The sequence below is a fragment of the Amycolatopsis plumensis genome, from assembly GCF_042652605.1.
GTDB classification, from domain to species: domain Bacteria; phylum Actinomycetota; class Actinomycetes; order Mycobacteriales; family Pseudonocardiaceae; genus Amycolatopsis; species Amycolatopsis plumensis.
This window is the reverse complement of sequence record NZ_JBHSJY010000001.1, coordinates 4,374,873-4,395,797: the sequence shown is the minus strand read 5'-3', so window position 1 is coordinate 4,395,797 and position 20,925 is coordinate 4,374,873. Positions and strand designations below refer to the sequence as shown.

At 71.9% G+C, this 20,925-nt stretch carries 22 protein-coding genes; 15 read left to right on the top strand and 7 right to left on the bottom strand.

What is annotated here, in order from left to right; translation table 11 throughout:
• Nucleotides 1–84 precede the first annotated feature (84 nt).
• Both ACFPLC_RS21305 and ACFPLC_RS21300 read right to left on the bottom strand, forming a co-directional pair.
• A complete protein-coding gene (locus ACFPLC_RS21305; protein WP_378200580.1) occupies nt 85–1,101 on the bottom strand; it encodes a S1 family peptidase in 1,017 nt (338 codons plus the stop codon).
• Between the two features lie 152 nt (nt 1,102–1,253).
• On the bottom strand, nt 1,254–1,550 hold the full coding sequence (locus ACFPLC_RS21300; protein ID WP_378200583.1) for a GNAT family N-acetyltransferase: 297 nt from the start codon (nt 1,548–1,550) through the stop codon (nt 1,254–1,256).
• Nucleotides 1,551–1,752: 202 nt separating this feature from the next.
• Here ACFPLC_RS21300 and ACFPLC_RS21295 point away from each other — a divergent pair, with 202 nt between their 5' ends.
• Genes ACFPLC_RS21295 through ACFPLC_RS21265 form a run of 7 tightly spaced genes read left to right on the top strand, consistent with a single transcriptional unit; the run spans nt 1,753 to nt 8,637 of the window.
• Nucleotides 1,753–3,909 (top strand): terpene synthase family protein, encoded by a 2,157-nt coding sequence (locus ACFPLC_RS21295; protein WP_378200846.1) that lies wholly within the window; start codon nt 1,753–1,755, stop codon nt 3,907–3,909.
• Nucleotides 3,910–3,969: 60 nt separating this feature from the next.
• Complete coding sequence (locus ACFPLC_RS21290; protein WP_378200586.1) at nt 3,970–4,752, top strand: MBL fold metallo-hydrolase; 783 nt, start codon at nt 3,970–3,972, stop codon at nt 4,750–4,752.
• The gene (locus ACFPLC_RS21285) at nt 4,749–5,330 is read left to right on the top strand and encodes a DedA family protein (protein WP_378235890.1); all 582 of its coding nucleotides are present in this window, start codon (nt 4,749–4,751) and stop codon (nt 5,328–5,330) included. The genes ACFPLC_RS21290 and ACFPLC_RS21285 overlap by 4 nt, the downstream gene beginning before the upstream one ends.
• Nucleotides 5,327–7,432, top strand: a complete 2,106-nt coding sequence (locus tag ACFPLC_RS21280) for a phage holin family protein (protein WP_378200591.1) — start codon at nt 5,327–5,329, stop codon at nt 7,430–7,432. The genes ACFPLC_RS21285 and ACFPLC_RS21280 overlap by 4 nt, the downstream gene beginning before the upstream one ends.
• On the top strand, nt 7,429–7,659 hold the full coding sequence (locus ACFPLC_RS21275; protein WP_378200594.1) for a glutaredoxin domain-containing protein: 231 nt from the start codon (nt 7,429–7,431) through the stop codon (nt 7,657–7,659). Before ACFPLC_RS21280 ends, ACFPLC_RS21275 begins: the two co-directional genes overlap by 4 nt.
• Entirely contained in the window at nt 7,656–7,886 is a 231-nt protein-coding gene (locus ACFPLC_RS21270) for a putative acetyltransferase (RefSeq protein WP_378200597.1), read from the top strand. Before ACFPLC_RS21275 ends, ACFPLC_RS21270 begins: the two co-directional genes overlap by 4 nt.
• A gap of 10 nt (nt 7,887–7,896) precedes the next feature.
• Nucleotides 7,897–8,637, top strand: coding sequence for a methyltransferase domain-containing protein (locus tag ACFPLC_RS21265; RefSeq protein ID WP_378200600.1), 741 nt, complete (start codon nt 7,897–7,899; stop codon nt 8,635–8,637).
• On the opposite strand, the gene ACFPLC_RS21260 is transcribed toward ACFPLC_RS21265, so the two are convergent.
• On the bottom strand, nt 8,615–9,409 hold the full coding sequence (locus ACFPLC_RS21260; RefSeq protein WP_378200603.1) for a TetR/AcrR family transcriptional regulator: 795 nt from the start codon (nt 9,407–9,409) through the stop codon (nt 8,615–8,617). The genes ACFPLC_RS21265 and ACFPLC_RS21260 overlap by 23 nt on opposite strands.
• Nucleotides 9,410–9,485: 76 nt before the next feature.
• On the opposite strand from ACFPLC_RS21260, the gene ACFPLC_RS21255 reads away from it, so the two are divergent.
• From ACFPLC_RS21255 to ACFPLC_RS21240, 4 genes are all read left to right on the top strand, one after another.
• A complete protein-coding gene (locus tag ACFPLC_RS21255) occupies nt 9,486–11,759 on the top strand; it encodes an ATP-binding cassette domain-containing protein (RefSeq protein ID WP_378200606.1) in 2,274 nt (757 codons plus the stop codon).
• The gene (locus ACFPLC_RS21250) at nt 11,756–12,490 is read left to right on the top strand and encodes a siderophore-interacting protein (protein WP_378200609.1); all 735 of its coding nucleotides are present in this window, start codon (nt 11,756–11,758) and stop codon (nt 12,488–12,490) included. The genes ACFPLC_RS21255 and ACFPLC_RS21250 overlap by 4 nt, the downstream gene beginning before the upstream one ends.
• A 67-nt stretch (nt 12,491–12,557) precedes the next feature.
• On the top strand, nt 12,558–13,430 hold the full coding sequence (locus ACFPLC_RS21245; RefSeq protein ID WP_378200612.1) for a phosphotransferase: 873 nt from the start codon (nt 12,558–12,560) through the stop codon (nt 13,428–13,430).
• Between the two features lie 61 nt (nt 13,431–13,491).
• Nucleotides 13,492–13,977, top strand: coding sequence for a GNAT family N-acetyltransferase (locus ACFPLC_RS21240; RefSeq protein WP_378200615.1), 486 nt, complete (start codon nt 13,492–13,494; stop codon nt 13,975–13,977).
• Here ACFPLC_RS21240 and ACFPLC_RS21235 read toward each other — a convergent pair.
• Both ACFPLC_RS21235 and ACFPLC_RS21230 read right to left on the bottom strand, forming a co-directional pair.
• Entirely contained in the window at nt 13,970–14,572 is a 603-nt protein-coding gene (locus ACFPLC_RS21235; protein WP_378235888.1) for a TetR/AcrR family transcriptional regulator, read from the bottom strand. The genes ACFPLC_RS21240 and ACFPLC_RS21235 overlap by 8 nt on opposite strands.
• Before the next feature lie 82 nt (nt 14,573–14,654).
• A complete protein-coding gene (locus tag ACFPLC_RS21230; protein ID WP_378200621.1) occupies nt 14,655–15,359 on the bottom strand; it encodes an SDR family oxidoreductase in 705 nt (234 codons plus the stop codon).
• A gap of 101 nt (nt 15,360–15,460) precedes the next feature.
• Here ACFPLC_RS21230 and ACFPLC_RS21225 point away from each other — a divergent pair, with 101 nt between their 5' ends.
• Together ACFPLC_RS21225 and ACFPLC_RS21220 are read left to right on the top strand one after the other, a co-directional pair.
• Entirely contained in the window at nt 15,461–15,946 is a 486-nt protein-coding gene (locus tag ACFPLC_RS21225; protein ID WP_378200624.1) for a winged helix-turn-helix transcriptional regulator, read from the top strand.
• 53 nt (nt 15,947–15,999) lie between these two features.
• Nucleotides 16,000–17,160, top strand: coding sequence for an AAA family ATPase (locus ACFPLC_RS21220; RefSeq protein ID WP_378200627.1), 1,161 nt, complete (start codon nt 16,000–16,002; stop codon nt 17,158–17,160).
• A gap of 10 nt (nt 17,161–17,170) precedes the next feature.
• On the opposite strand, the gene ACFPLC_RS21215 is transcribed toward ACFPLC_RS21220, so the two are convergent.
• Nucleotides 17,171–18,184, bottom strand: coding sequence for a sigma-70 family RNA polymerase sigma factor (locus ACFPLC_RS21215; protein WP_378200630.1), 1,014 nt, complete (start codon nt 18,182–18,184; stop codon nt 17,171–17,173).
• 154 nt (nt 18,185–18,338) lie between these two features.
• Here ACFPLC_RS21215 and ACFPLC_RS21210 point away from each other — a divergent pair, with 154 nt between their 5' ends.
• On the top strand, nt 18,339–19,061 hold the full coding sequence (locus tag ACFPLC_RS21210; RefSeq protein ID WP_378200633.1) for an SDR family NAD(P)-dependent oxidoreductase: 723 nt from the start codon (nt 18,339–18,341) through the stop codon (nt 19,059–19,061).
• Nucleotides 19,062–19,076: 15 nt separating this feature from the next.
• Nucleotides 19,077–19,877, top strand: coding sequence for an SDR family NAD(P)-dependent oxidoreductase (locus ACFPLC_RS21205; RefSeq protein WP_378200636.1), 801 nt, complete (start codon nt 19,077–19,079; stop codon nt 19,875–19,877).
• A gap of 18 nt (nt 19,878–19,895) precedes the next feature.
• Here the strand turns inward: ACFPLC_RS21205 and ACFPLC_RS21200 are convergent, their stop codons facing one another.
• Nucleotides 19,896–20,900: a LacI family DNA-binding transcriptional regulator gene (locus ACFPLC_RS21200; RefSeq protein ID WP_378200639.1), complete on the bottom strand. Its 1,005-nt coding sequence runs from the start codon at nt 20,898–20,900 to the stop codon at nt 19,896–19,898.
• Between the last annotated feature and the right edge of the window lie 25 nt (nt 20,901–20,925).

The following is a 20,925-nucleotide window of genomic DNA, read 5'->3' as shown; positions in this document are numbered from 1 at the left end:
CGACGGAAGGTGAGCGGGCGGCGACGCAGTGAATGACTCATTCCTGGCGTCGGACGCCAGGAATGAGTCATTCACTGCACCGGGTCAGGCGAGCTCGAGGCCGTACGCCTGCAGCTCGAGGGTGAGCGGGTAGAAGTAGCTGGTCACCGTGTCGCCGCCGGACAGCGTGCCGAGGCCCGTTGAGCCGTCGTAGGCCGGGCCGCCGGAGTCGCCGTGGTCGGTGTGCGCGGTGGTGCCGAACTCGTGGTTGAGCACGCCGACGTCGAAGTTGACCGACTCGTCGACCGAAGTCACCTCGCCGCTGCCGCCGCCGGTGGTCGAGCCCTGCTTCTGCATCTGCTCGCCGACGGTCGGCGCGGCCGCCGACGTGATCGGCTGGCCGGTGTTGACCTCGCCGGGACCGGTGCCGTTCGGGCGGGTCAGCAGGCCGGAGTCGGCGCCGGGGCAGTCGCTTTCGACGACCTGCGCGCCGGAGACGTCACCGCCGGACCAGGTGCCGCCGAGGTTGGTGCAGTGGCCCGCGGTGAGCAGGAACGGCGAGCCGCCGCGCGTCACGTTGAAGCCCAGGGAGCAGCGGCCCTGGCTGTTCTGGATCGCGTCGCCATCGGCGATGTACAGCGACAGCTTGCCGGTGCGGTGCTCGACGCGGACGCTGTCGCCGTACTTCGCGGCGGCCGCGGCGACCTTGCCGGCGGTCTCCTGGCTGGCCGCGTCGTAGATCTTCACCACGACCTGGTTGGTCTTCGTGTCGATGCCCCACGCGGTCTGCGGCACGTTCTTCACCGCGTCGAGCTGGTTCTTCACGCCGGTGAGCGCGGCGAAAGTGTGCTTGACCTTCTTCGCGGTGAAGCCGGCGGCCTGCACCTGCCGCAGCGCGGCGTCGTCGACGACGTTCACGACGGCCTTGCCGTTTTCCAGGTAGACGCCGCCCGAGGCGGCACCGAGCGCGTCGGCCACCTGGGTGGCGCCGGTGATCGCCCGAGCCTGCAGCTCGGCGAAGGCCAGGGGGGACGCGGTAGCCGCCGAAGCGCAAACGCCGCTGGTCAGCGCGGCGGCCGACAAGACGGCGAGGGCCTTGAGGGCGGTCTTCCGGGGAGTCATCAACTTCCTCCAGGGTGGGCGTTCGAAGCCGGTGCCGACACTTTCGTTGCCGGGCAACCAACGCACTACCGACGAAGGTTGGTTAATAACCAAGGGAACCGGACATACCTCTCAGACCGCCCCGAACGGCGTAACAGACGTCCCCGTCCGGCCTACTCGCGCGGCCAGCGGACGTGGTCCTCGTACCCGGGATTCTTCTTCAGATACCCGGCGATGAACGGGCAGACCGGCACGATCGTCCGGCCCTGGGCGACGACGTCGTCGAGCGCGCCCGCCGCCAGGACCTTGCCCAGCCCCTGGCCGGAGAAGGCGTCGTCGATCTCGGTGTGGGTGAACACGGTGAGGTCGCCGCGGCGGTCGTACTGCGCGATCCCCGCCAGCTTCTCGCCCTGCCACAGCTCGTAGCGGTTTTCGTCCGGGTTGTCGACCACCCGGTTTTCGTCGGTCATCTGCTCTCCTCGTTCGCCGGACACCCCCATGGTGCGACGGCCCGCCACGGCACGCCGATCGGGCCGGGAAGGCCGCTGGGCCGGCCGGGGGAAGCGCCCGTCCCGTTCGGGTGCTTCGCGACTGTTCCTCTTGGCGGACACCGCGACCGGCTGGTTGCCTCGCGGTGTGCCCGATCAGCCGTTCGTCCTCCCCGAGTTCTACATGCCCTACCCGGCGCGGCTGAACCCGCACCTCGACCGGGCGCGCGAGCACAGCAAGGCGTGGGCGCGCGAGCTGGACATGATCGACGTGCCCCAGCACGGCACGGTGATCTGGACCGAGCGCGACCTCGACGCCCACGACTACGCCCTGCTCTGCGCGTACACCCACCCCGACGCCGGCGCCGAAGAGCTCGACCTGATCACCGACTGGTACGTCTGGGTCTTCTACTTCGACGACCACTTCCTCGAGCTGTACAAGCGCACCGGCGACATCGACAGCGCCCGCGGCTACCTCGACCGCCTTGAACTGTTCATGCCCGCCGAGGGCGAGATCACCGCGACGCCGGAGAACCCGGTCGAGCGCGGCCTCACCGACCTGTGGAACCGGACGGTCCCGCACCGGTCGGCCGGCTGGCGGCGCCGGTTCGTCGCGAGCACGAAGGCGCTGCTGGACGAGTCGCTGTGGGAGCTGGCCAACATCAACGAAGGCCGGCTCGCCAACCCGATCGAGTACGTCGAGATGCGGCGGAAGGTCGGCGGCGCACCGTGGTCGGCGAACCTGGTCGAGCACTCGGTGCACGCCGAGGTGCCGGACGCGATCGCCGCGTCGCGGCCGATGGAGGTCCTGCGCGACTGCTTCGCCGACAGCGTCCACCTCCGCAACGACCTGTTCTCCTACCAGCGCGAGGTGCAGGACGAAGGCGAGCTGTCCAACGGCGTGCTCGTGTTCGAGAAGTTCCTCGGGCTGGGCACCCAGGAGGCGGCCGAAGCGGTCAACGACCTGATCACCTCCCGGCTGCACCAGTTCGAGCACACCGCGCTCACCGAGGTGCCCGCCCTGTTCGACGACCACTGCGTCGACCCGGCCGCGCGCGCGGCGACGTTCGCCTACGTCAAGGGCCTGCAGGACTGGCAGTCCGGCGGGCACGAATGGCACCTGCGCTCCAGCCGGTACATGAACGAAGGCGCCCTGGACGGCCGCGGCGGCCCCGACCTCGGCGGCGCAGGCGGCCTCGGCACCTCCGCGGCCCGCATCTTCGCGTCGGTGCTCGCCACCGCGCCGCAGCGGCTGCGGGCCTACCGCTCGGCACCGTTTTCCGCGGCCGGCCTGCCGCGGCCGTCGCTCGACCTGCCGGTGCCGCCGCGGCTCAGCCCGCACCTGTCCGAGGCCCGCGCCCGCAACGTCGACTGGGCGCGGCGCACCGGCCTGCTCGACGGCGTGGTGTGGGACGAGCGGAAGCTGCGGGCCGCCGACCTGCCGCTGTGCGCGGCGGGCATCCACCCGGACGCGACGGCCGACACCCTCGACGTCACGAGCGACTGGCTGACCTGGCGCGCCTACGCCGACGACCACTACCCGATGGTGTTCGGCGCGACCCGCGATCTCGCCGGCGCGAAGGCGGCCACCCGGCGCCTGCCGGCGTTCATGCCGGCGAACGGCGCGCCGATGCCGACGCCGACGACGCCGCTGGAAGCGGGCCTGGCCGACCTCTGGCCGCGAACCGCGGCGGAGAGCAGGCCCACCGCGCGCCGGGCCGTCGAGGCGATGACGTCGAGCTGGCTGTGGGAGCTGGCGAACCAGGCCCAGAACCGCATCCCCGACCCGATCGACTACGTCGAGATGCGGCGCCGCACGTTCGGCGCGGACCTCACGATGAGCCTCGCGCGCGGCCGCGCGGTGCCACCGGAGCTGCACCGCGCCCGTCCGGTGCAGACGCTCGAACACGCGGCGGCGGACGTGGCGGGCCTGGTCAACGACCTGTACTCCTACCGCAAGGAAATCCAGTACGAAGGCGAGCTGCACAACGCGGTGCTGGTGGTGCGCACCTTCCTGGACTGCACGGAGGAGCGCGCGGCCGAAGTGGTGACCGACCTGGTCCACGCCCGCTTGGCGGAGTTCGACCACGCGGCGGCGACTGAGCTGCCCGCCCTGTTCCGCGACGACACCACCGAGGAGATCCTGCTCGGTTTCGTCCGCGAGCTGCGCGACTGGATGGCCGGGATGGTCCACTGGCACGAGAACGCACCCCGCTACACGGAACCGGAGCTGGGCTACCACCCGGCGGCGGTCCCGGTGTCAGGCGCGGTGTTCGGCGGTCCCACCGGCATCGGCACGTCGTCACTGCGCATCTCGTCCCTGCTGCCCGCGGGTCACTGAACGGCGTTGCCCTGGCCACTCCGCCGGGCATTCGACGGCGGCGGAGGTGATACTCGGGGCGTGAGCGGCTTCAGCCTGCGCTTCCTCGGCCATTCGACCGTCCGCCTGGCACTCGGCGACCGGGTCGTGCTGACCGATCCCGTGCTCACCGCGCGCGTCGGCGGGCTCGTTCGGGTCGTTCCCCCGCCGCCACCGGCGAGCTACGCGGATGTCGACCTCGTCCTGCTGTCCCACCTGCACGGCGACCACCTGCACCTGCCGTCGCTCAAGCTGCTCGGCCCCGGCGCCCGGATCGTCGTCCCCCGCGGCGCCGCCGGCTGGCTCACCAAAAAGGGCTTCCGGAACGTCGAGGAGATCGCGCCCGGCGAGACGCTCACCGACGGCGGCCTGACCGTCACCGCCACCGAAGCCGTCCACTCCGGACACCGGTGGGGACCGCGCCTGACCCACGGCCCGCAAAGCCCCGCACTCGGCCACCTGATCGAAGGCGACGGCCGGAAGATCTACAACGCCGGCGACACCGACCTCTTCGACGGCATGCGCGACCTCGGCCCGGTCGACGTCGCCCTGCTGCCCGTCTGGGGCTGGGGACCGAACCTCGGCCCCGGCCACCTCGACCCCGCCCGCGCCGCGCAGGCCGCCGCGCTGGTCCAGGCCCGCGCGGCCGTCCCCGTGCACTGGGGCACGCTCGCCCTCCCCGGGGTCCGGCGCACCGCCCGGATGCGACGCCTGCTCGCCGACCCGCCGCGCGTGTTCGCCGCCGAAGCGCGAGGCCGGACCGAAGTGCTCTTCACGCAGCCGGGCGCCGACGTCGTCCTGCCCGCCCCGCGGGACCGCGCGTGAACTGGACCGACCCCGCCGCCATCGGCTACCCCGCGGTGTTCGGCGGCGTGCTGCTCGGCTCGATCGTCCCGGTCGTGCCGACCGGCGCGGTGGTCGGCGCCGCGGCCGCCGTCGCGACGACCACCGGCCACCTGTCCCTGCCGCTCGTGATCGTCCTCGCCACCCTCGGTGCGTACGTCGGCGACGTCGTGACGTTCGGGATCCCGCGTCTGGGCAGCGAAGCCGCGTTCCGCTGGATCAGCCGCCGCCAGCCCGCCGAACGCCTCGACAAGGCCCGCGAGCAGTTCGCCCGCCGCGGCTGGCAGCTCGTGGTGATCGGCAGGCTCGTCCCGGCCGGGCGCATCCCGGTGCTGCTCGCGGCGGCCGCGCTGAGTTACCCGTGGCGGCGCCTGCTGCCCGCGGCGCTCGGCGCGTGCGTGCTCTGGGCGACCGCGTACGCCCTGCTCGGCATCCTCAGCGGCGGCCTCTTCGACTCGCCCCTCGTCGCGACGCTGCTGGCCACGGTGCTCGTCCTGCTGGTCACCGTGCTGGCCAACCTGATCGCCCGGTGGCGGCGCCGGACCAAGGAGCCGGTGTGACGACGGCCGCCCCGAAAGGCAGGCTGCTGCGCGGCGGCCGGGCCGTCGCCCGCGCGGTGGGCGTCTGGATCGCGGTGACCGGCGCGCTGCGCCTCCTCGACGTGCTCCTGCCCGGCTTCCGGATGACGCACTGGTGGCAGCCGACGGTCTGCGCGCTGCTGCTCGCCCTGCTCACCGCCGTCGTCTGGCCGCTGGTCATGCGGATCGCCTACCCGCTGGCGTTCGTCACCTTCGGCGGCTTCGGGTTCCTGCTGCTCGGCGCCGGCACCCTCGCCGTCTTCCGGACCGTGCCCGGCGTCGAGGTCGCGGGCTTCCGGACGGCGGTGCTCGTCACGCTCGGCATGGCCGCCGTCGGCGCGCTCATCTCCAGCCTGCTCGCCGTCGACGAGGACGAGATCTTCTTCCGCCGCGCCGCCCGGCGCCGCCGTCGCCACCACCACGAACCCGGCGCCGCGGAACAACCGCCCGGCGTGCTGTTCCTGCAGATCGACGGCCTCGGGTACGACACCGTCCGCCGTGCGATCCGCGACGGCGACATGCCGACGTTCGCCGCGTGGCTCGCCGAGGACAGCCACACGCTGAACCGGTGGCACACCGACTGGAGCTCGCAGACCGGGGCGAGTGTCTGCGGCATCCTGCACGGCTCCAACCACGACATCCTCGGGTTCCGCTGGTACGAAAAGGACCGCGACCACGTGATGGCGTGCGCGCACCCGGCGGACGCGGCCGAGATCGAACGGCGTCACTCCGACGGCCGCGGCCTGCTGGCCGGCGACGGCGCGAGCCGCGGCAACCTGTTCTCCGGCGACGCCGCCCACGTCAGCCTCACGATGAGCTCGATCCCGGTGCTGGTGCCGAAGAAGCTGCTGCGCCACCACCGCGACCGTCTCGGCGCGGGCTACTACGCCTACTTCGCGAACCCGGTCAACGCGCTGCGCACGTTCGCCGTCGCACTCGTCGACGTCTTCCGGGAAATCAGCGCGTCGGTGCGCCAGCGCCGGGCCGGCGTGGTGCCCCGGATCCCGCGCGGCGGCTGGTACCCCCTCGCCCGGCCGGGCACCACGGTGATCGCGCGGGACGTCGTCGTGTCGGCGATCCTCGGCGACATGCTGGCCGGGCGGCCGGTGGTGTACGCGGACTTCCTCGGCTACGACGAGGTCGCGCACCACTCCGGCATCGAGCGGTTCGACACGCTGTCGGTGCTGCGCTCGATCGACCAGCAGATCGCGCGGCTGCACCGGGCTTCGCGGCTCGCTCCACGCCGCTACCACGTGGTGGCGCTGTCGGACCACGGCCAGACCCAGGGTCAGGCGTTCTCGCAGCGGTTCGGCGAGACGATCGAGGCGTACGTCGGCCGGCTGTGCGGTGGTGCGCCGTCGCCGTCGGCAGGCAAGCGCCGGCAGGCCGAGAGCTGGCAGATCAACGCGGCCCTGGCGGAGGCGACGAAGAGCGGCGGCCTGATCGCGCGCCGGCTGCGCGCCCGGGTGGAGGACGCGGAGTGCGCCGAGGACCGGCCGCGCACGACGTCCGGCTCGCCCGGCGCGGTCACCCGCGTGGCGCCCGGCGTGGTGGTCGTCGTGTCCGGGCACCTGGCGATGGTTTCGTTCACCGAGCACGCGGGCCGGGTCGAGCTGGAGACGATCGAGCGCGAGTTCCCGGACCTGCTGCCGGCCTTGGTGGACCACCCCGGGGTGGGGTTCCTGCTGGTCCGCAGCCGCGAATTCGGCCCGGTGGTGCTGGGCCGTGACGGCCTGCACCGGCTGGCCACCGGTGTCGTCATCGGTGAGGACCCGTTGACGCCGTACGGCCCGCACGCGGCGGACCTGATCGCCCGGGTGGACACCTTCCCGCACTGCGCGGACGTAATGATCAACAGCCGGTACGACCCGGAGTCGGACCAGGCGTCGCCGTTCGAAACGCACGTGGGCTCGCACGGCGGGCTGGGTGGGCCGCAGCAGCACGGCTTCGTGGTGCACCCCCGCGAGCTGTCGTTCCCGGACGAGGTCGTCGGGGCGGAGGCCCTGCACCGGGTGTTCCGCGGCTGGCTGGCAGAGTTGGGCCACGCCCCGGTGGAAATCGCTGCTACGGAGGTAGTTTCGTGAAACTGACGGTCTACGGCGCGAGCTGGTGCCCGGACGTGAAGCGCAGCCGCGCGCTGCTCGACCGCGAAGGCGTCGAATACTCCTATGTGGACGTCGAGGCGGACGCGGCGGCCGAGCGGCGGGTCCGCGAGCTGCAGGACGGCGCCTGCCGGATCCCGACGATCGTCTTCGAGGACGGGTCGTTCCTGGTCGAGCCTTCGGACGCGGAGCTGAGCGCCCGGCTGTGAAACTGCTGCGCGAACTGCCGCTCGGGACGAGGGTCGTGGTGCGCTACCGCATCGAAGGCGGCTTCACGGACGCGCTCGGGAACCTCGTCGCCCGGGACGAGACGACGTGCACGGTCGAGACCCGGCGCGGCCCGGTCGTGGTGGCGTTCTCCGCGGTGACGCTCGCCAAGCCGGTGCCCCCGCCGCCGGTCCGGAAATCGGGTGGCGGCCCGCCGCCCGCTTTGTGACCATCGGGGTGTGTTCGAGGACTTGGTGGCCGAGGCCGAAGCGGTGTCCGTCGAAGGCTGGGACTTCTCCTGGCTCGACGGCCGCGCCACCGAAGCCCGCCCGTCGTGGGGTTACCAGCGCCTCCTGGGTGCCCGCCTGGCTTCGGCCCGGGCGGCGCTCGACCTGGAAACCGGCGGCGGCGAAGTCCTGGACGGCTGCCCGTCGCTGCCGCCCCTGATGGTCGCGACCGAGTCCTGGCCGCCGAACATCGCCAAGGCCTCGGCCCGGCTCCGGCCGCGCGGGGTCGACGTCGTGGCCACGGCGGGCTTCCCCTTCCGCGACGCCGTGTTCGACCTCGTCAGCAGCCGCCACCCGGTGACGACCGGCTGGCGCGAGATCGCCCGCGTCCTGCGACCCGGGGGAACGTACTTCTCCCAGCAGGTCGGCCCGGCGAGCGTGTTCGAGCTGGTCGAGTTCTTCCTCGGCCCGCAACCCGAGGAGGCACGCACCAGCCGCCACCCCGACCGGGCGGTGCGGGCAGCCGAAGCGGCGGGCCTGGAGGTGATCGACCTGCGCTCGGAGTCGCTGCGCACGGAGTTCTTCGACATCGGCGCGGTGGTCTACTTCCTGCGCAAGGTGATCTGGATGGTGCCGGGCTTCACGGTCGGGCAGTACCGGGACAAGCTGCGGGAACTGCACGAACGCATCGAGCGCGACGGGTCGTTCGCGGCCCACACGACGAGGTTCCTCATCGAGGCCCGGAAGCCTTGACGATCGCCGCCTCGACGCCGTCCAGCAGCAGCTCCAGCCCCGCCTCGAACGACAGCCGCGCCTCGCGCTCCAGGTAAGGCTCGTCGGACGGCTCGAAAGCCCCCTCCTCGCCGAGGCGGGCCACGGTCGGGAAGCGGGTCGTCAGGTCCGGTGCCAGCTCGCCCAGCAACGCCGACCGCGCGTGCCACCAGTCCTCTTCGGACTGTCCCGTCTCGCGGGCCGCCTGGCGCGACTCCGCCGCCGCCTGCACCGACCCCCGCACGATGTTGAACAGCGCCGCCACCACCCAGCGGACCCGGGTCAGCGGCAGCCCGGTCGCGGCCAGGACGGACAGCAGCGTCTCCTGCACGTGGAACTCCCCCGGGCCCAGCACCGGCCGCGCCGGCGAGACCTGCAACAGCCACGGGTGCCGCAGGTGCAGGTCCCACAGCGCGCCGGCCAGGGCCAGCGCGGCCGGGCGCCACCCGGCCGACGAGGAGAACAACGACGGCAGCTCGCCCAGCGTCCGGTCGTACATGAGGTCGACCAGCTCGGTCTTGCCCGGCACGTACGTGTACAGCGCCATCGCCGTGCGGCCGAGGCGTTCCCCGACCGACCGCATCGACAGCGCCGCCATGCCCTCGGCGTCCGCGATTTCGATCGCCGTCGCGACGATCGCCTCGACGGACAGGCCCGGTTTCGGTCCCGGGCCGGTGCGGGGGGCCACCACCCGCGGCCCCCAGAGCAGCTCCATGGACCGCCGGGCGTCGCCCTGACCCGCGAAGACGACCACCTTGCCGACTCCTTACACCCTAAAGTATTGTACGCTGGCAGATCACTTTACAGCCTAAAGTATCAAGAAGGACGGTATGACTTCACCCAGGCGGGCCGCCGACACCCACGACGTGATCGAGGTCCGGGGGGCCCGGGAGAACAACCTGACCGGCATCGACCTGGACATCCCGAAGCGCCGGCTCACGGTGTTCACGGGCGTCTCCGGCTCCGGCAAGTCGTCCCTGGTCTTCGGCACCATCGCGGCCGAGTCCCAGCGGCTGATCAACGAGACCTACAGCGCCTTCCTCCAGTCGTTCATGCCGAGCCTCTCGCGCCCGGACGTCGACCTGCTGGAAAACCTCAGCGCGGCCATCGTCGTCGACCAGGAGCGGATGGGCGCCAACTCGCGCTCCACGGTCGGCACCGCGACCGACGCCTACGCCATGCTGCGGATCGCCTTCTCCCGGCTCGGCGAACCGTACGTCGGCACGTCCGGCGCGTTCAGCTTCAACCTGCCCGAGGGCATGTGCCCGGCCTGCGAAGGTCTCGGCCGGGTGTCCGACCTCGACGTCGACGCCCTGCTCGACTTCGACCTCTCCCTCAACGAGGGCGCGATCCAGGTGCCGGGCTTCACGCCGGACACCTGGTACGTGCAGACCTACCTCTCCTCCGGCTTCTACGACCCCGACACGAAGATCCGCGACTTCACGCCGGAGCAGCTCGACGCCCTGCTGCACAAGGATTCCTGCAAGGTGAAGGTCGGCAAGACCAACGTCACCTACGAGGGCCTCGCGGTGAAGGTCCGGCGGCTCTACCTGCACAAGGACGTCGAATCGCTGCAGCCGAAGCTGCGGGCGTTCATCGAGAAGGCGGCGGCCTTCGCCACCTGCGGCGAGTGCGGCGGCGCCCGGCTCAACCAAGCCGCGCTGTCGGCGAAGATCGACGGCCGGAACATCGCCGACTGCGCCGCCATGCAGATCAGCGACCTCGCGGAGTTCGTCCGGAACCTCGACGCGCCGTCGATCCGGCCACTGCTGGGCAACCTGCGCGACACCCTGGACTCACTCGTCGAGATCGGCCTCGGCTACCTCTCCCTCGACCGCGAATCCGCGACGCTCTCGGGCGGCGAGGCGCAGCGCGTGAAGATGGTGCGGCACCTGGGCTCCAGCCTCACCGACGTCACCTACGTCTTCGACGAACCGACCGTCGGGCTGCACCCGCACGACATCGAACGGATGAACAACCTGTTGTTGTGCCTGCGGGACAAAGGGAACACGATCCTGGTCGTCGAGCACAAGCCGGAGACCATCCGGATCGCCGACCACGTCGTCGACCTCGGCCCCGGCGCGGGCACCGACGGCGGCCGGCTCTGCTACACCGGCAGCGTCGACGGCCTGCGCGCGTCCGGCACGCTCACCGGCCGGCACCTCGACCACCGCGTCACGCTGCGCCCTTCGGTGCGCACGCCGACCGGGCACGTCTCGATCACCGGGGCCAGGCTGCACAACCTGCGGGACGTCAGCGTCGACGTCCCGCTCGGCGTGCTGACCGTGGTCACCGGCGTGGCCGGATCCGGGAAGTCGTCGCTGATCCACGGCTCGCTGGGCAGGCGCGACGACGTCGTCGTGGTCGACCAGTCGGCGATCCGCGGCTCCCGGCGGTCCAACCCGGCGACCTACACCGGCCTGCTCGACCCCATCCGCGCGGCCTTCGCCAAGGCCAACGGGGTCAAGGCGAGCCTGTTCAGCGCCAACTCCGAAGGCGCCTGCCCGAAGTGCAAGGGCCTCGGCGTGATCTACACGGACCTGGCGATGATGGCCGGGGTCGCGTCGGTCTGCGAAGAGTGCGAGGGCCGGCGGTTCACGCCGAAGGTGCTCACCTACGAGCTGCGCGGCAAGAACATCAGCGAGGTGCTGGCCATGTCCGTCGCCGAGGCCCGCGAGTTCTTCGACGGCGGCACCGCGCGGACGGTCCTCGACCGCCTCGCCGACGTCGGCCTCGGCTACCTGACGCTCGGGCAGCCGCTGACCACGCTGTCCGGCGGCGAGCGGCAGCGGCTCAAGCTGGCGATCCGGATGGCCGAGAAGGGCTCGACCTACATCCTCGACGAGCCGACGACCGGCCTGCACCTCGCCGACGTCGACCAGCTGCTGGCGTTGCTCGACCGGATCGTCGACGCGGGCAACACGGTGATCGTCATCGAGCACCACCAGGCCGTGATGGCCCACGCCGACTGGCTGATCGACCTCGGCCCCGGCGCCGGCCACGACGGCGGCCGGGTCGTCTTCGAAGGCACGCCGGCTTCGCTCGTCGCGGACGCCTCGACGCTGACCGCCCGCCACCTGCGCGAATACCTGGAGAAGCCGTGAAGCCGACCGGTCTGCTCGAAGTGACGGCGGTCCGCCGGGTGACGCCGCGGGTCGTGCGCATCACCTTCACCGGCTCCGGCCTGGAGGGCATGGAGCCGTGGCCGGACCAGCAGCTCAAGCTCCTCTTCCCGCCACCGGGTCACCCAGTCCGGCTGCCGTCGGCGGACGACGACGTCATGCGGTGGTACCAGGCGTACCTGGCGATCCCGGCGGAGGAACGCCCGGTGATGCGCAGCTACACGGTGCGCTCGCGGGACGGCGACACGATCGACGTCGACTTCGTGCTGCACTCCGGTTCGGCCGGACCGGCCACCGCCTGGGCCGCCCAGGCGGCGGTGGGGGAGGTCCTCGGCCGGTACGGACCGGATCCGGCCTACCGCCGTCCCCTGCCCACAGCGGGCACCCTGCTGTGCGCGGGCGACGAGACGGCGATCCCCGCCGTCGCCTCCATTCTGTCCGAAGTGGACAACGCGGTGGTGTTCCTCGAGGTCGCGGACGCCGCCGAGGAGCAGCCGCTGCCCGGCGAGGTCCACTGGCTGCACCGCGACGGCGCCGAGCACGGCCGCCGTCTCCTGGAGGCGGTGCGCACGGCGACACTGCCGGCGGGAGCGGCGGCGTGGCTGGCCGGGGAGGCTTCGACGGTCCGCGCGCGCTGCGGCGCCACCTCGTCGGCGAGCGCGGCTGGGACAAGAGCGCGATCGAGTTCACCGGCTACTGGCGGCGCAGCCTGACCCAGGACGACGCCCCGACCACCGAGGACCTGGCCGACGCGGCGGAAAAGCTGGGAGACTCGGCGGAGTGGAAGGGCAGCTGACGGCGGCGGGCATCGACCCGGCTTCGGTGGTGGCGGCCGAGGACCTCGGCGGCGGAACGTACAACCGGGCGGTGCGGCTGCGGCTGGCGGACGGCCGACGGCTGGTGCTCAAGATCGCGCCGTCGGCCTCGGGCCTGACCTACGAACACGACCTGCTGGCGACGGAGGCGGAGTACTACCGCCTGGCGTCCGGGCCGCTGCCGTCGGTGGTGGGCGCCGGGCCGGGGTTCCTGCTGATGACGGAGGTGCCGGGCGAGCCGTGGAACCGGACGCCCGGCACCGGCCCGCACCTGCGTGCCGAACTGGGCGCGATCGTGGCGCGCCTGCACCGGACGACCGGCGAGGGGTTCGGCTACCTCCAGGACCCGCTGCACCCGACGTGGGCTTCGGCGTTCACCGCGATGGTCGACGCGATCCTCGCGGACGCCGTCCGCTACGGCGTCCGCCTGCCCCGCCCGGCGGCGGAGATCGCGCACCTGGTGCGCCGCCACGAGCCGCTGCTGGAGCTGGTCACGACGCCGGTGCTGGTCCACTTCGACCTGTGGCAGGGCAACATCCTGGTCCAGGACGGCCACGTGTCGGGCATCGTCGACGCCGAGCGCGCGTTCTGGGGCGACCCGGTGGCGGAGTTCGTGTCCCTGACGTTGTTCCACGACTTGGACGAGCCACTGATGGAGGGCTACGGCCGGGCCGGTTTCGACGCCCCGGCCGGCCGCCGGCTGACGTTGTACCGGGTGTACCTGGGCTTGATCATGCTGGCGGAGATGGTGCCGCGGAACGACACGAACGCGGACCGGGAGCGGTTCGTGTCGGCCTGGCTGGCGGAGAACCTGGACGCGGCCCAGCGCGCGATCTGATGACGTCGCGACCGGCTGAAATTCGGATTCCCTTCCCCGGGAAGCTCGCTACCGTGCAGCCGTGCGCTCCGAAATCGTGGTTCCCCTGGTCATCCGCGACCTCACCGAAGCCGACCTGCCCGGGTGCGGCTGGTCGGGCTCGCGCCTGCACCTCGAACACGTGGCGCGGGAGCTCCGCCGGGACGACGCCGAATACCTCGTCGCCTGCGCGGCGCCGTCGGGGCTGCCCGTCGGCAAAGGACTGATCGACTACCGCAAGATCGCCGGAGCGGGCACCATCGGGCAGCTCGCCGTGCACCCGGTCCTGCAGTCGTGCGGGATCGGGACCGCGCTGGTACTCGCCGCCGAAGAGCGGATGCGGGCGCGCGGCCTGGCCCGCTCCGAGCTGGGTGTCGAAGCCGGAAATCCGCGTGCGCGCGCGTTGTACGAGCGGCTCGGCTATGCCGCCTACGGCAGTGAACCCGACGGCTGGGACGAACTGGCGCCCGACGGCTCGATCCGCCGTTACGAGACCACCTGCGTCCTCATGCGGAAGCCGCTCACTTGAACACCAGCGACACCAGCTCGTCCACGAACGGCTCCACCAGCTCCGCCCCGGTCCGGTGGAGCACGCTGTGGAACAACGCCACCCGCCCGTGCGCGCCCACGAACACCACCGCCGCCGCGCGGCCCGGGGTCACCCGCAGCGGGTGGCCCGCCTCGACGCAGCGCTCGAAGCCCGCCGCCAGCCGGTCGATCACGTCCAGCAGCGGGCCCTCCGCGCGGCCGTCCGGGTCCGGCCGGGAAGCCCCGTTCGCCAGCATCAACCGGTAATGGCCCGGGTTCTCCATCGCGAACGCGCAGTACGCGTGAATCTGCGCCCGGACGCGGCCGACGGGGTCGGATTCGCCGATTGCCGCCTCGGCCGCGCGCATCGAATCCCGCAGCCGGGCGTATTCGTGGTCGAGCAATCCGCGGACCAATTCCGCACGATCGGAGAAATGCTGGTAGATGCTCGCCGGGGCGATGCCGACGGCGCGGGCGACGCCGCGGATCGTCAGCCCGTCCTCGCCGCCGAGCTCGGCGAGCAACCGGCCGGCCGCGGCCAGGATCTCGCCGCGCAACCGTTCGCCTTCCCCCCAGCGGTTTCTCGTCCGTCCCATTCCCGTTTCGACGCGTTCCGCCACCCGCCTATTCATACGCCCGCGGCGGGCACGCCCGTATTCCGGGGTCGGGAAAACGCCTTCAGGAAACCAGTGCGGGGTACAGCACGGAGAGATCGCCGGCGAGCCCGGCGCGCACGTTCCGGCTGACGTCGTCGGCGAGCACCTCGAACCGGCCTTCCTCGACGCCGTCCAAGGCCAGGCCCGCCACGACCGCCGGGTCGACCTTCGGGCCGTCGACGTGCTGGGCCATGTCGGTGTCCATGTACCCGACGTGCAGCGCCGTCACCTGCGTCTTCTGCGGCGCCAGTTCCAGGCGCAGCGCGTTGGTCAGCGACCAGGCCGCGGACTTCGCCGCGGAGTACGCCGCCACCTGCGGTGCGGTGAACCAGGAAAGCACCGACAGCACGTTGAGCACCGCGCCGCCGCCGTTGCGCTCGAGGACCGGCGCGAACTCGCGCGTCACGGCGAGGGTGCCGAAGTAGTGCGTGTCCATCTCCAGCCGGATGTCCTCGATGGACCCCTTGAGCAGCGACGCCTGCGTGAACGAACCGGCGTTGTTCACCAGCAGCGTGACGTCGCTCGCCACCGCGGCGGCGTCCCGGATCGACGCCGGGTCGGTCACGTCGAGGCGCAGCGGGACCACCCCCGGCAGATCGATCGACTCGGGGTTCCGCGCGGCCGCGTACACCTTGGCGGCTCCCCGCTCCAGCAGCTCCGCGGCGAACCGCCGGCCGAGTCCCCGGTTGGCTCCGGTCACCAGCGCCACCGCACCCGCGATCTCCATGACGAACTCCTCTCACACCTGACTTGCTCGTTGCAAGCTAGCTGGGGACGACACTACGACGTAGACTTGCTCCAAGCAAGTCAGGTCGAAGGGATCACACGATGAGCCGTCGCATCACCTGGGCCGACGCCGCCTGCCCGATCGCCCGCGCCGCCGACGTCCTCGGCGAGCCGTGGACGCTGCTGATCCTGCGCAACGCCACCGCGGGCACCACCCGGTTCGAGGACTTCCGCGCCCAGCTCGGCATCGCCGACAACGTGCTGACCACCCGGCTGGTCAAGCTCGTCGACCGCGGCCTGCTGACGAAGCTCCCCTACCGCGACGGCGGCCGCACCCGCCACGAGTACCGCCTCACCCAGGCCGGCTCGGACGCCCTGCCGGTGCTGCACGCCCTCGGCACGTGGGGGCACACCCACACGTCCTCCGAAGCCGGGCCGACGACGCTCGTCCACACCCGCTGCGGGCAGGCCACCCGGCCGGGCCCGAAGTGCGACGCCTGCGGAAAGCCCCTGGCCAGAGGCGATCTGGCGTGGCGCGGATCGTGGCTCGGCGAGGAGGACATCCCGCTGGCCGACCCGGTCGGCTGAGCCGCACGGCCCCGAGCCGCACGACCTGCTGGGGTCGCGGCTAGGTTCTGGGGATGCTGACCACGCTGGCCGTCGAGAACTACCGCTCGCTGCGTGACCTGGTGGTGCCGCTGTCCGGCCTGACCGTCGTCACCGGGCCGAACGGCAGCGGCAAGTCGAGCCTGTACCGGGCACTGCGGCTGCTGGCGGACGCGTCGCGCAACGGCGCCGTGGCGGCGCTCGCCCGGGAGGGCGGGCTGCCGTCGACGCTGTGGGCCGGCCCGGAGAACGGCGTGCGCCGGGGAACCACGCGCGTCGAGGGCAAGGTGCACACGAAGGCCGTCGGGCTGCGGCTCGGCTTCGCGGGCGACGAGTTCGGCTACGCCCTCGACCTGGGATTGCCGGTGCCGGGCAAGAAGACGTTGTTCAACCTCGACCCGGAGTTCAAGAGGGAAGCGGTGTGGACGGGGCCGTACCTGCGGCCGGCGGCGTTGCTCGCCGACCGGGCCGGCCCGTCCGTGCGCACCCGCGTGGCTTCCGGGGCGTGGGGCGACGAACGGTTCAAGATCCGGTTGACCGACAGCATGCTGAGCGAGTTCGCCGATCCACGGGCCTGCCCGGAGCTGCTGGTGCTGCGGGAACGGATCCGGTCGTGGCGGTTCTACGACCACTTCCGCACCGACGCCGGCGCCCCGGCCCGCCAGTCCCGCATCGGCACCCGCACCCCGGTGCTGTCCCACGACGGCGCGGACCTCGCGGCCGCCCTGCAGACGATCATCGAGGTGGGCCGGGCCGCGGAGCTCGCGGAAGTGGTCGACGCGGCCTTCCCGGGCTCGACCGTGGAGGTGCGACGCTCCGACGACGGCCTGCTGTCGGTCGAGTTCCGCCAGCACGGCCTGCTGCGGCCGCTGTCGGCGGCGGAGCTGTCGGACGGCACGCTGCGGTTCCTGCTGTGGGTGGCGGCCCTGCTGACCCCGCGCCCGCCGGAACTGCTGGTGCTGAACGAGCCGGAGACGAGCCTCCATCCGGACCTCCTCCCGGCCTTGGCGACCCTGATCGCGACGGCGGCGAAGGAAACCCAGCTGGTGGTGGTCTCCCACGCCCGGCCCCTGATCCGCGCGCTCGAGGAGATCACGGACGTGGGCACGGTCGAGCTGGAGAAGGAGTACGGCGAGACGAAGGTGTCCGGCCAGGGCCGCCTGGACCGCCCGTCCTGGCACTGGCCCGCCCGCTGACGCGAGGAGGTCAGTTGCCGGGCAAGGACCGCGGGAGCCCGAACCACGGAAGGACGCTGTTGTCGAACCGGGTCACGGCGCTGACCCGGTCGCCGGCCAAGGTGAGGACCACGAGCCCGGTCCCCCGCCGGATGCCATCGCGGCCCGAGCGCACATAGGTACCGAACGCCGGTTGCCCGTTCGCGCGCGTGGGCACCAGGTGGTAGTTCCGGTCGGCGCGCATGAGAGCGGTGTAGAACCCGGAGACGGCGTCGCGGCCGAGGTATTCGAGCGGCATCGGCGGCATCGAGACGCGAGCGTCGTCGGTGAGCAGGCCGATCAGGACGTCGACGTCGCCGGACTCGTAGGCGTGGGCGAACTTCGCCACCAGTGCCTCTTCGGCCGGCGAGGCGGGCGCGGGTGGTGAATCGTCCATCCCGCTCGGCCGGATTCGCCGTTCCAGCGTGGCGCGAGCGCGTTTGAGTGCGCTGGTGACCGAATCGACGGAGGAGCCGAGCAGGTCGGCGACCTCGGCCGCCGGGTAGCCGAGCACCTCGCGCAGGATCAGGACGGCACGCTGGCGGGCCGGCAGGATCTGCAGCGCGGTGACGAACGCCAGCGAGATGGCCTCTTTCCGCTCGTAGCGCGCTTCCGGTCCGAGCGGCGCGGCGAGCCCGCCGTCGAGGAGAGCGTCCGGGTACGGCTCCAGCCACACGACTTCGCCCAGCCGGCTCGGCTCGGGCGGTTCGATCTCGGGCACATCCCACGCCTTCGCCGGGCGACGGCCGGCCGAGCGAATCGCGTTGAGGCACTGGTTCGTGGCGATCCGGTACAGCCAGGTGCGGATCGAGGCACGCCCCTCGAACCGGTCGAGTGCCCGCCACGCCGCGAGCAGCGTGTCCTGCAAAGCGTCCTCGGCGTCCTGGAACGAGCCCAGCAGCCGGTAGCAGTGCAGGTGCAGCTCCCGGCGATGCGGCTCGGTCAGCTGCCGGAACGCCTCGCCGTCGCCGGCCTGCGCGCTCGCGATCAGCTCGCTCGCTGTCACGTCTCATCACCCCACCTGGTTTCGGTTTTCGCCGGCCCTTCTCCGGTTCAGACACCGGGCCGGCCGGGAACTGGGCGCACCACGGCCGCCCAATTCCGCCACCGCGTCGTGTCTGCACCCTCGACAGTTCGATTCCACCTCACGAGGAGCACCCATGACACTCACGGGCAAGACAGTCCTGGTCACCGGGGCCGGCCGCGGCATCGGAAAGGCGCTGGTCGAGGAGGCGCTGAACCGGGGCGCCGAACGGGTCTACGCCGCCACCCGGCAGGCCCTGAACCCGGCCGACGAGCGCGTCACGTCCCTGGTCCTGGACCTGACGGACCCCGCCCGGATCGACCTCGCCGCCGAGACCGTCGATTCGCTCGATGTCCTGATCAACAACGCGGGCGTCTACGGCTATGAAGGGCTGGCCGATCGAGCCGCCCTCGAGCGGCATCTCGCGGTCAACCTCTTCGGACCGCACGCCGTCACGCAGGCCTTCCTGCCCCGGCTCGTCGAGTCGCGAGGCGCGATCGTCAACGTGCTGTCCCTGGCCGCGGTGGCGGCCGTGCCCATCAGCCCGGCGTACTCGATCTCCAAGGCGGCTGCCTTCTCGTGGACGCAGTCCCTGCGTGCCACCCTCGCCGGCCAGGGCGTGGACGTCCACGCCGTGCTGCCCGGTCCCGTGGACACCGACATGGTGCGCGACCTCGAGATCCCGAAGGCGTCACCGCGGTCGGTGGCCGCGGCCGTCCTCGACGGGCTGGCCAAGGGAGCGGACGAAATCTTCCCCGATCCCTTCTCCCGGGCGCTTGCCGACAGCTGGAACAGCGGGGCGGTCAAGACGCTCGAACGCCGGAACGCGGCGCTCCTCACCGCGGCCGGAAACCAGTAGCGGAAGGGCTTACCCATGAACACGAGTCTGCTGCAGGACAAGACGGCCGTGATCTACGGAGCCGGCGGCGCCATCGGGCACGCCGTCGCCAGAACATTCGCGCGCGAGGGGGCACGCCTCTTCCTGACCGGGCGCACCCTGTCGAAGGTGGCGGTACTGGCCAAGGAGATCCTCGCCGACGGCGGCGTCGCCGAGGCCGCGCAGGTCGACGCGCTCGACGAGAACGCCGTGGCCGAGCACCTCGACACGGTGATCGGGAAGGCAGGCGGCGTCGACATCTCGTTCAACGCCGTCGGGCTCCGCAACACCACGCTGCAAGGCGTGCCGCTCGTCGACCTCGGCGTCGAGGAGTTCATGCGACCCGTCAACGAGCACGTACGCGCCAACTTCGTGACCGCACGCCTGGCCGGCCGGCACATGGCCGCCACCGGCGCGGGCGTGATCATGACCGTGACCTCGATTCCCGCCCGGCTCGCCACTCCGCTCCTCGGTGGCGTGGCCGTGGCCATGGCGGCCGAGGAAGCCCTGATCAGGGACCTCTCCGTCGAACTCGCGCCGCACGGCGTACGCGTGGCCGGCGTCCGGACCCAGGGCATGCCCGACAGCGGCACGATCGAAGAGGTGTTCGGCATCCACGCCAAGGCCCACGGAATCGCCCCCGAGCAGTTCCAGGCCATGGTGGCCGAGCGGACACACCGCAACCGCCTGCCGAGCCTCGGCGAACTGGCCGAGGTCGTCACGTTCATCGCCTCGGACCGGGCCACCGGTATCGCCGGAACCATGGCCGACATGAGTCTCGGAGCCATCCCCGGCTAGAGACGGGTTTGCCGGACGTCAGCGGCCGCGGGTGCTTTCGCGGATCTCCAGGGCGAACGGGGTCTGGATGTCCTGCGGTGGGGACGTCTTGTCCCCGGTGATGCGCCGGTGCACGAGGTCCACCGCCGCCTCGGCCAGGGCCGTTTTGTCCGGCGCGATCGTCGTCAGCGACGGCAGGGAGAATGCGCTCTCTTCGTTGTTGTCGAAACCCACGATCGCCACGTCCTCGGGCACCCGCAGGCCCAGCTCGGCCACCGCGCGCAGCGCGCCGACGGCCAGCAGGTCGTTGAAGCAGAACACCGCGTCCGGCGGGGAAGGCAGCGCCAGCAACGACTTCATCGCCGCCGCGCCCACCGACCGGTGCCACTTCTCGGCCGGGGCCACCAAAGCGTCCGAATAGGGCAAACCGGCCGCCGACAGCCCCGCGCGGTAGCCGGCCAGCCGCTGCGACGACGTCCCGCGGTCCGGGTTGCGCCCGATCGCCGCGATCCGCGTTCGCCCCAGTGAAGCCAAATGGGACACCGCCGTGCGCGCGGCCAGGACGTTGTCGATCGCCACGTGGTCGATCGGCATGTCCACCGCGTGCTCGCCCAGCATGACCAGCGGGATGCCGCCCGGGTCGGCCGGGAAGTCCGCCGCCTGCAGGGCTTCCGGGTGCACCAGGGCCCCGTCGACCAGGTGCGGCCCGAGCGACGAGAGCGTCTCCCGCTCCCGCGACCGCGTTCCCTGCGTCTGTTCGATCAGGACGCTCCAGCCGCGCTTCTGCGCCGCCGTGATGACCAGGCCGGCCAGCTCGCCGAAGTACGGGATCGACAGCTCCGGCACCATCAGCGCCAGGAAGCCGGTGCGGCCGCGGCGGAGGTTGCGCGCCCCGACGTTCGGCCGGTACCCGGTCGCCGCCAGCGCCTCCTCGACGCGCCGCCGGTTCTCCGGCTTGACGAAGGCGTAGCCGTTCACGACGTTCGACACCGTCTTCACCGAAACTCCGGCGAGCGTGGCGACGTCCTTGAGCGTCACGGTCACGGGCGGTCCCTTCAGAGAGTGAGCA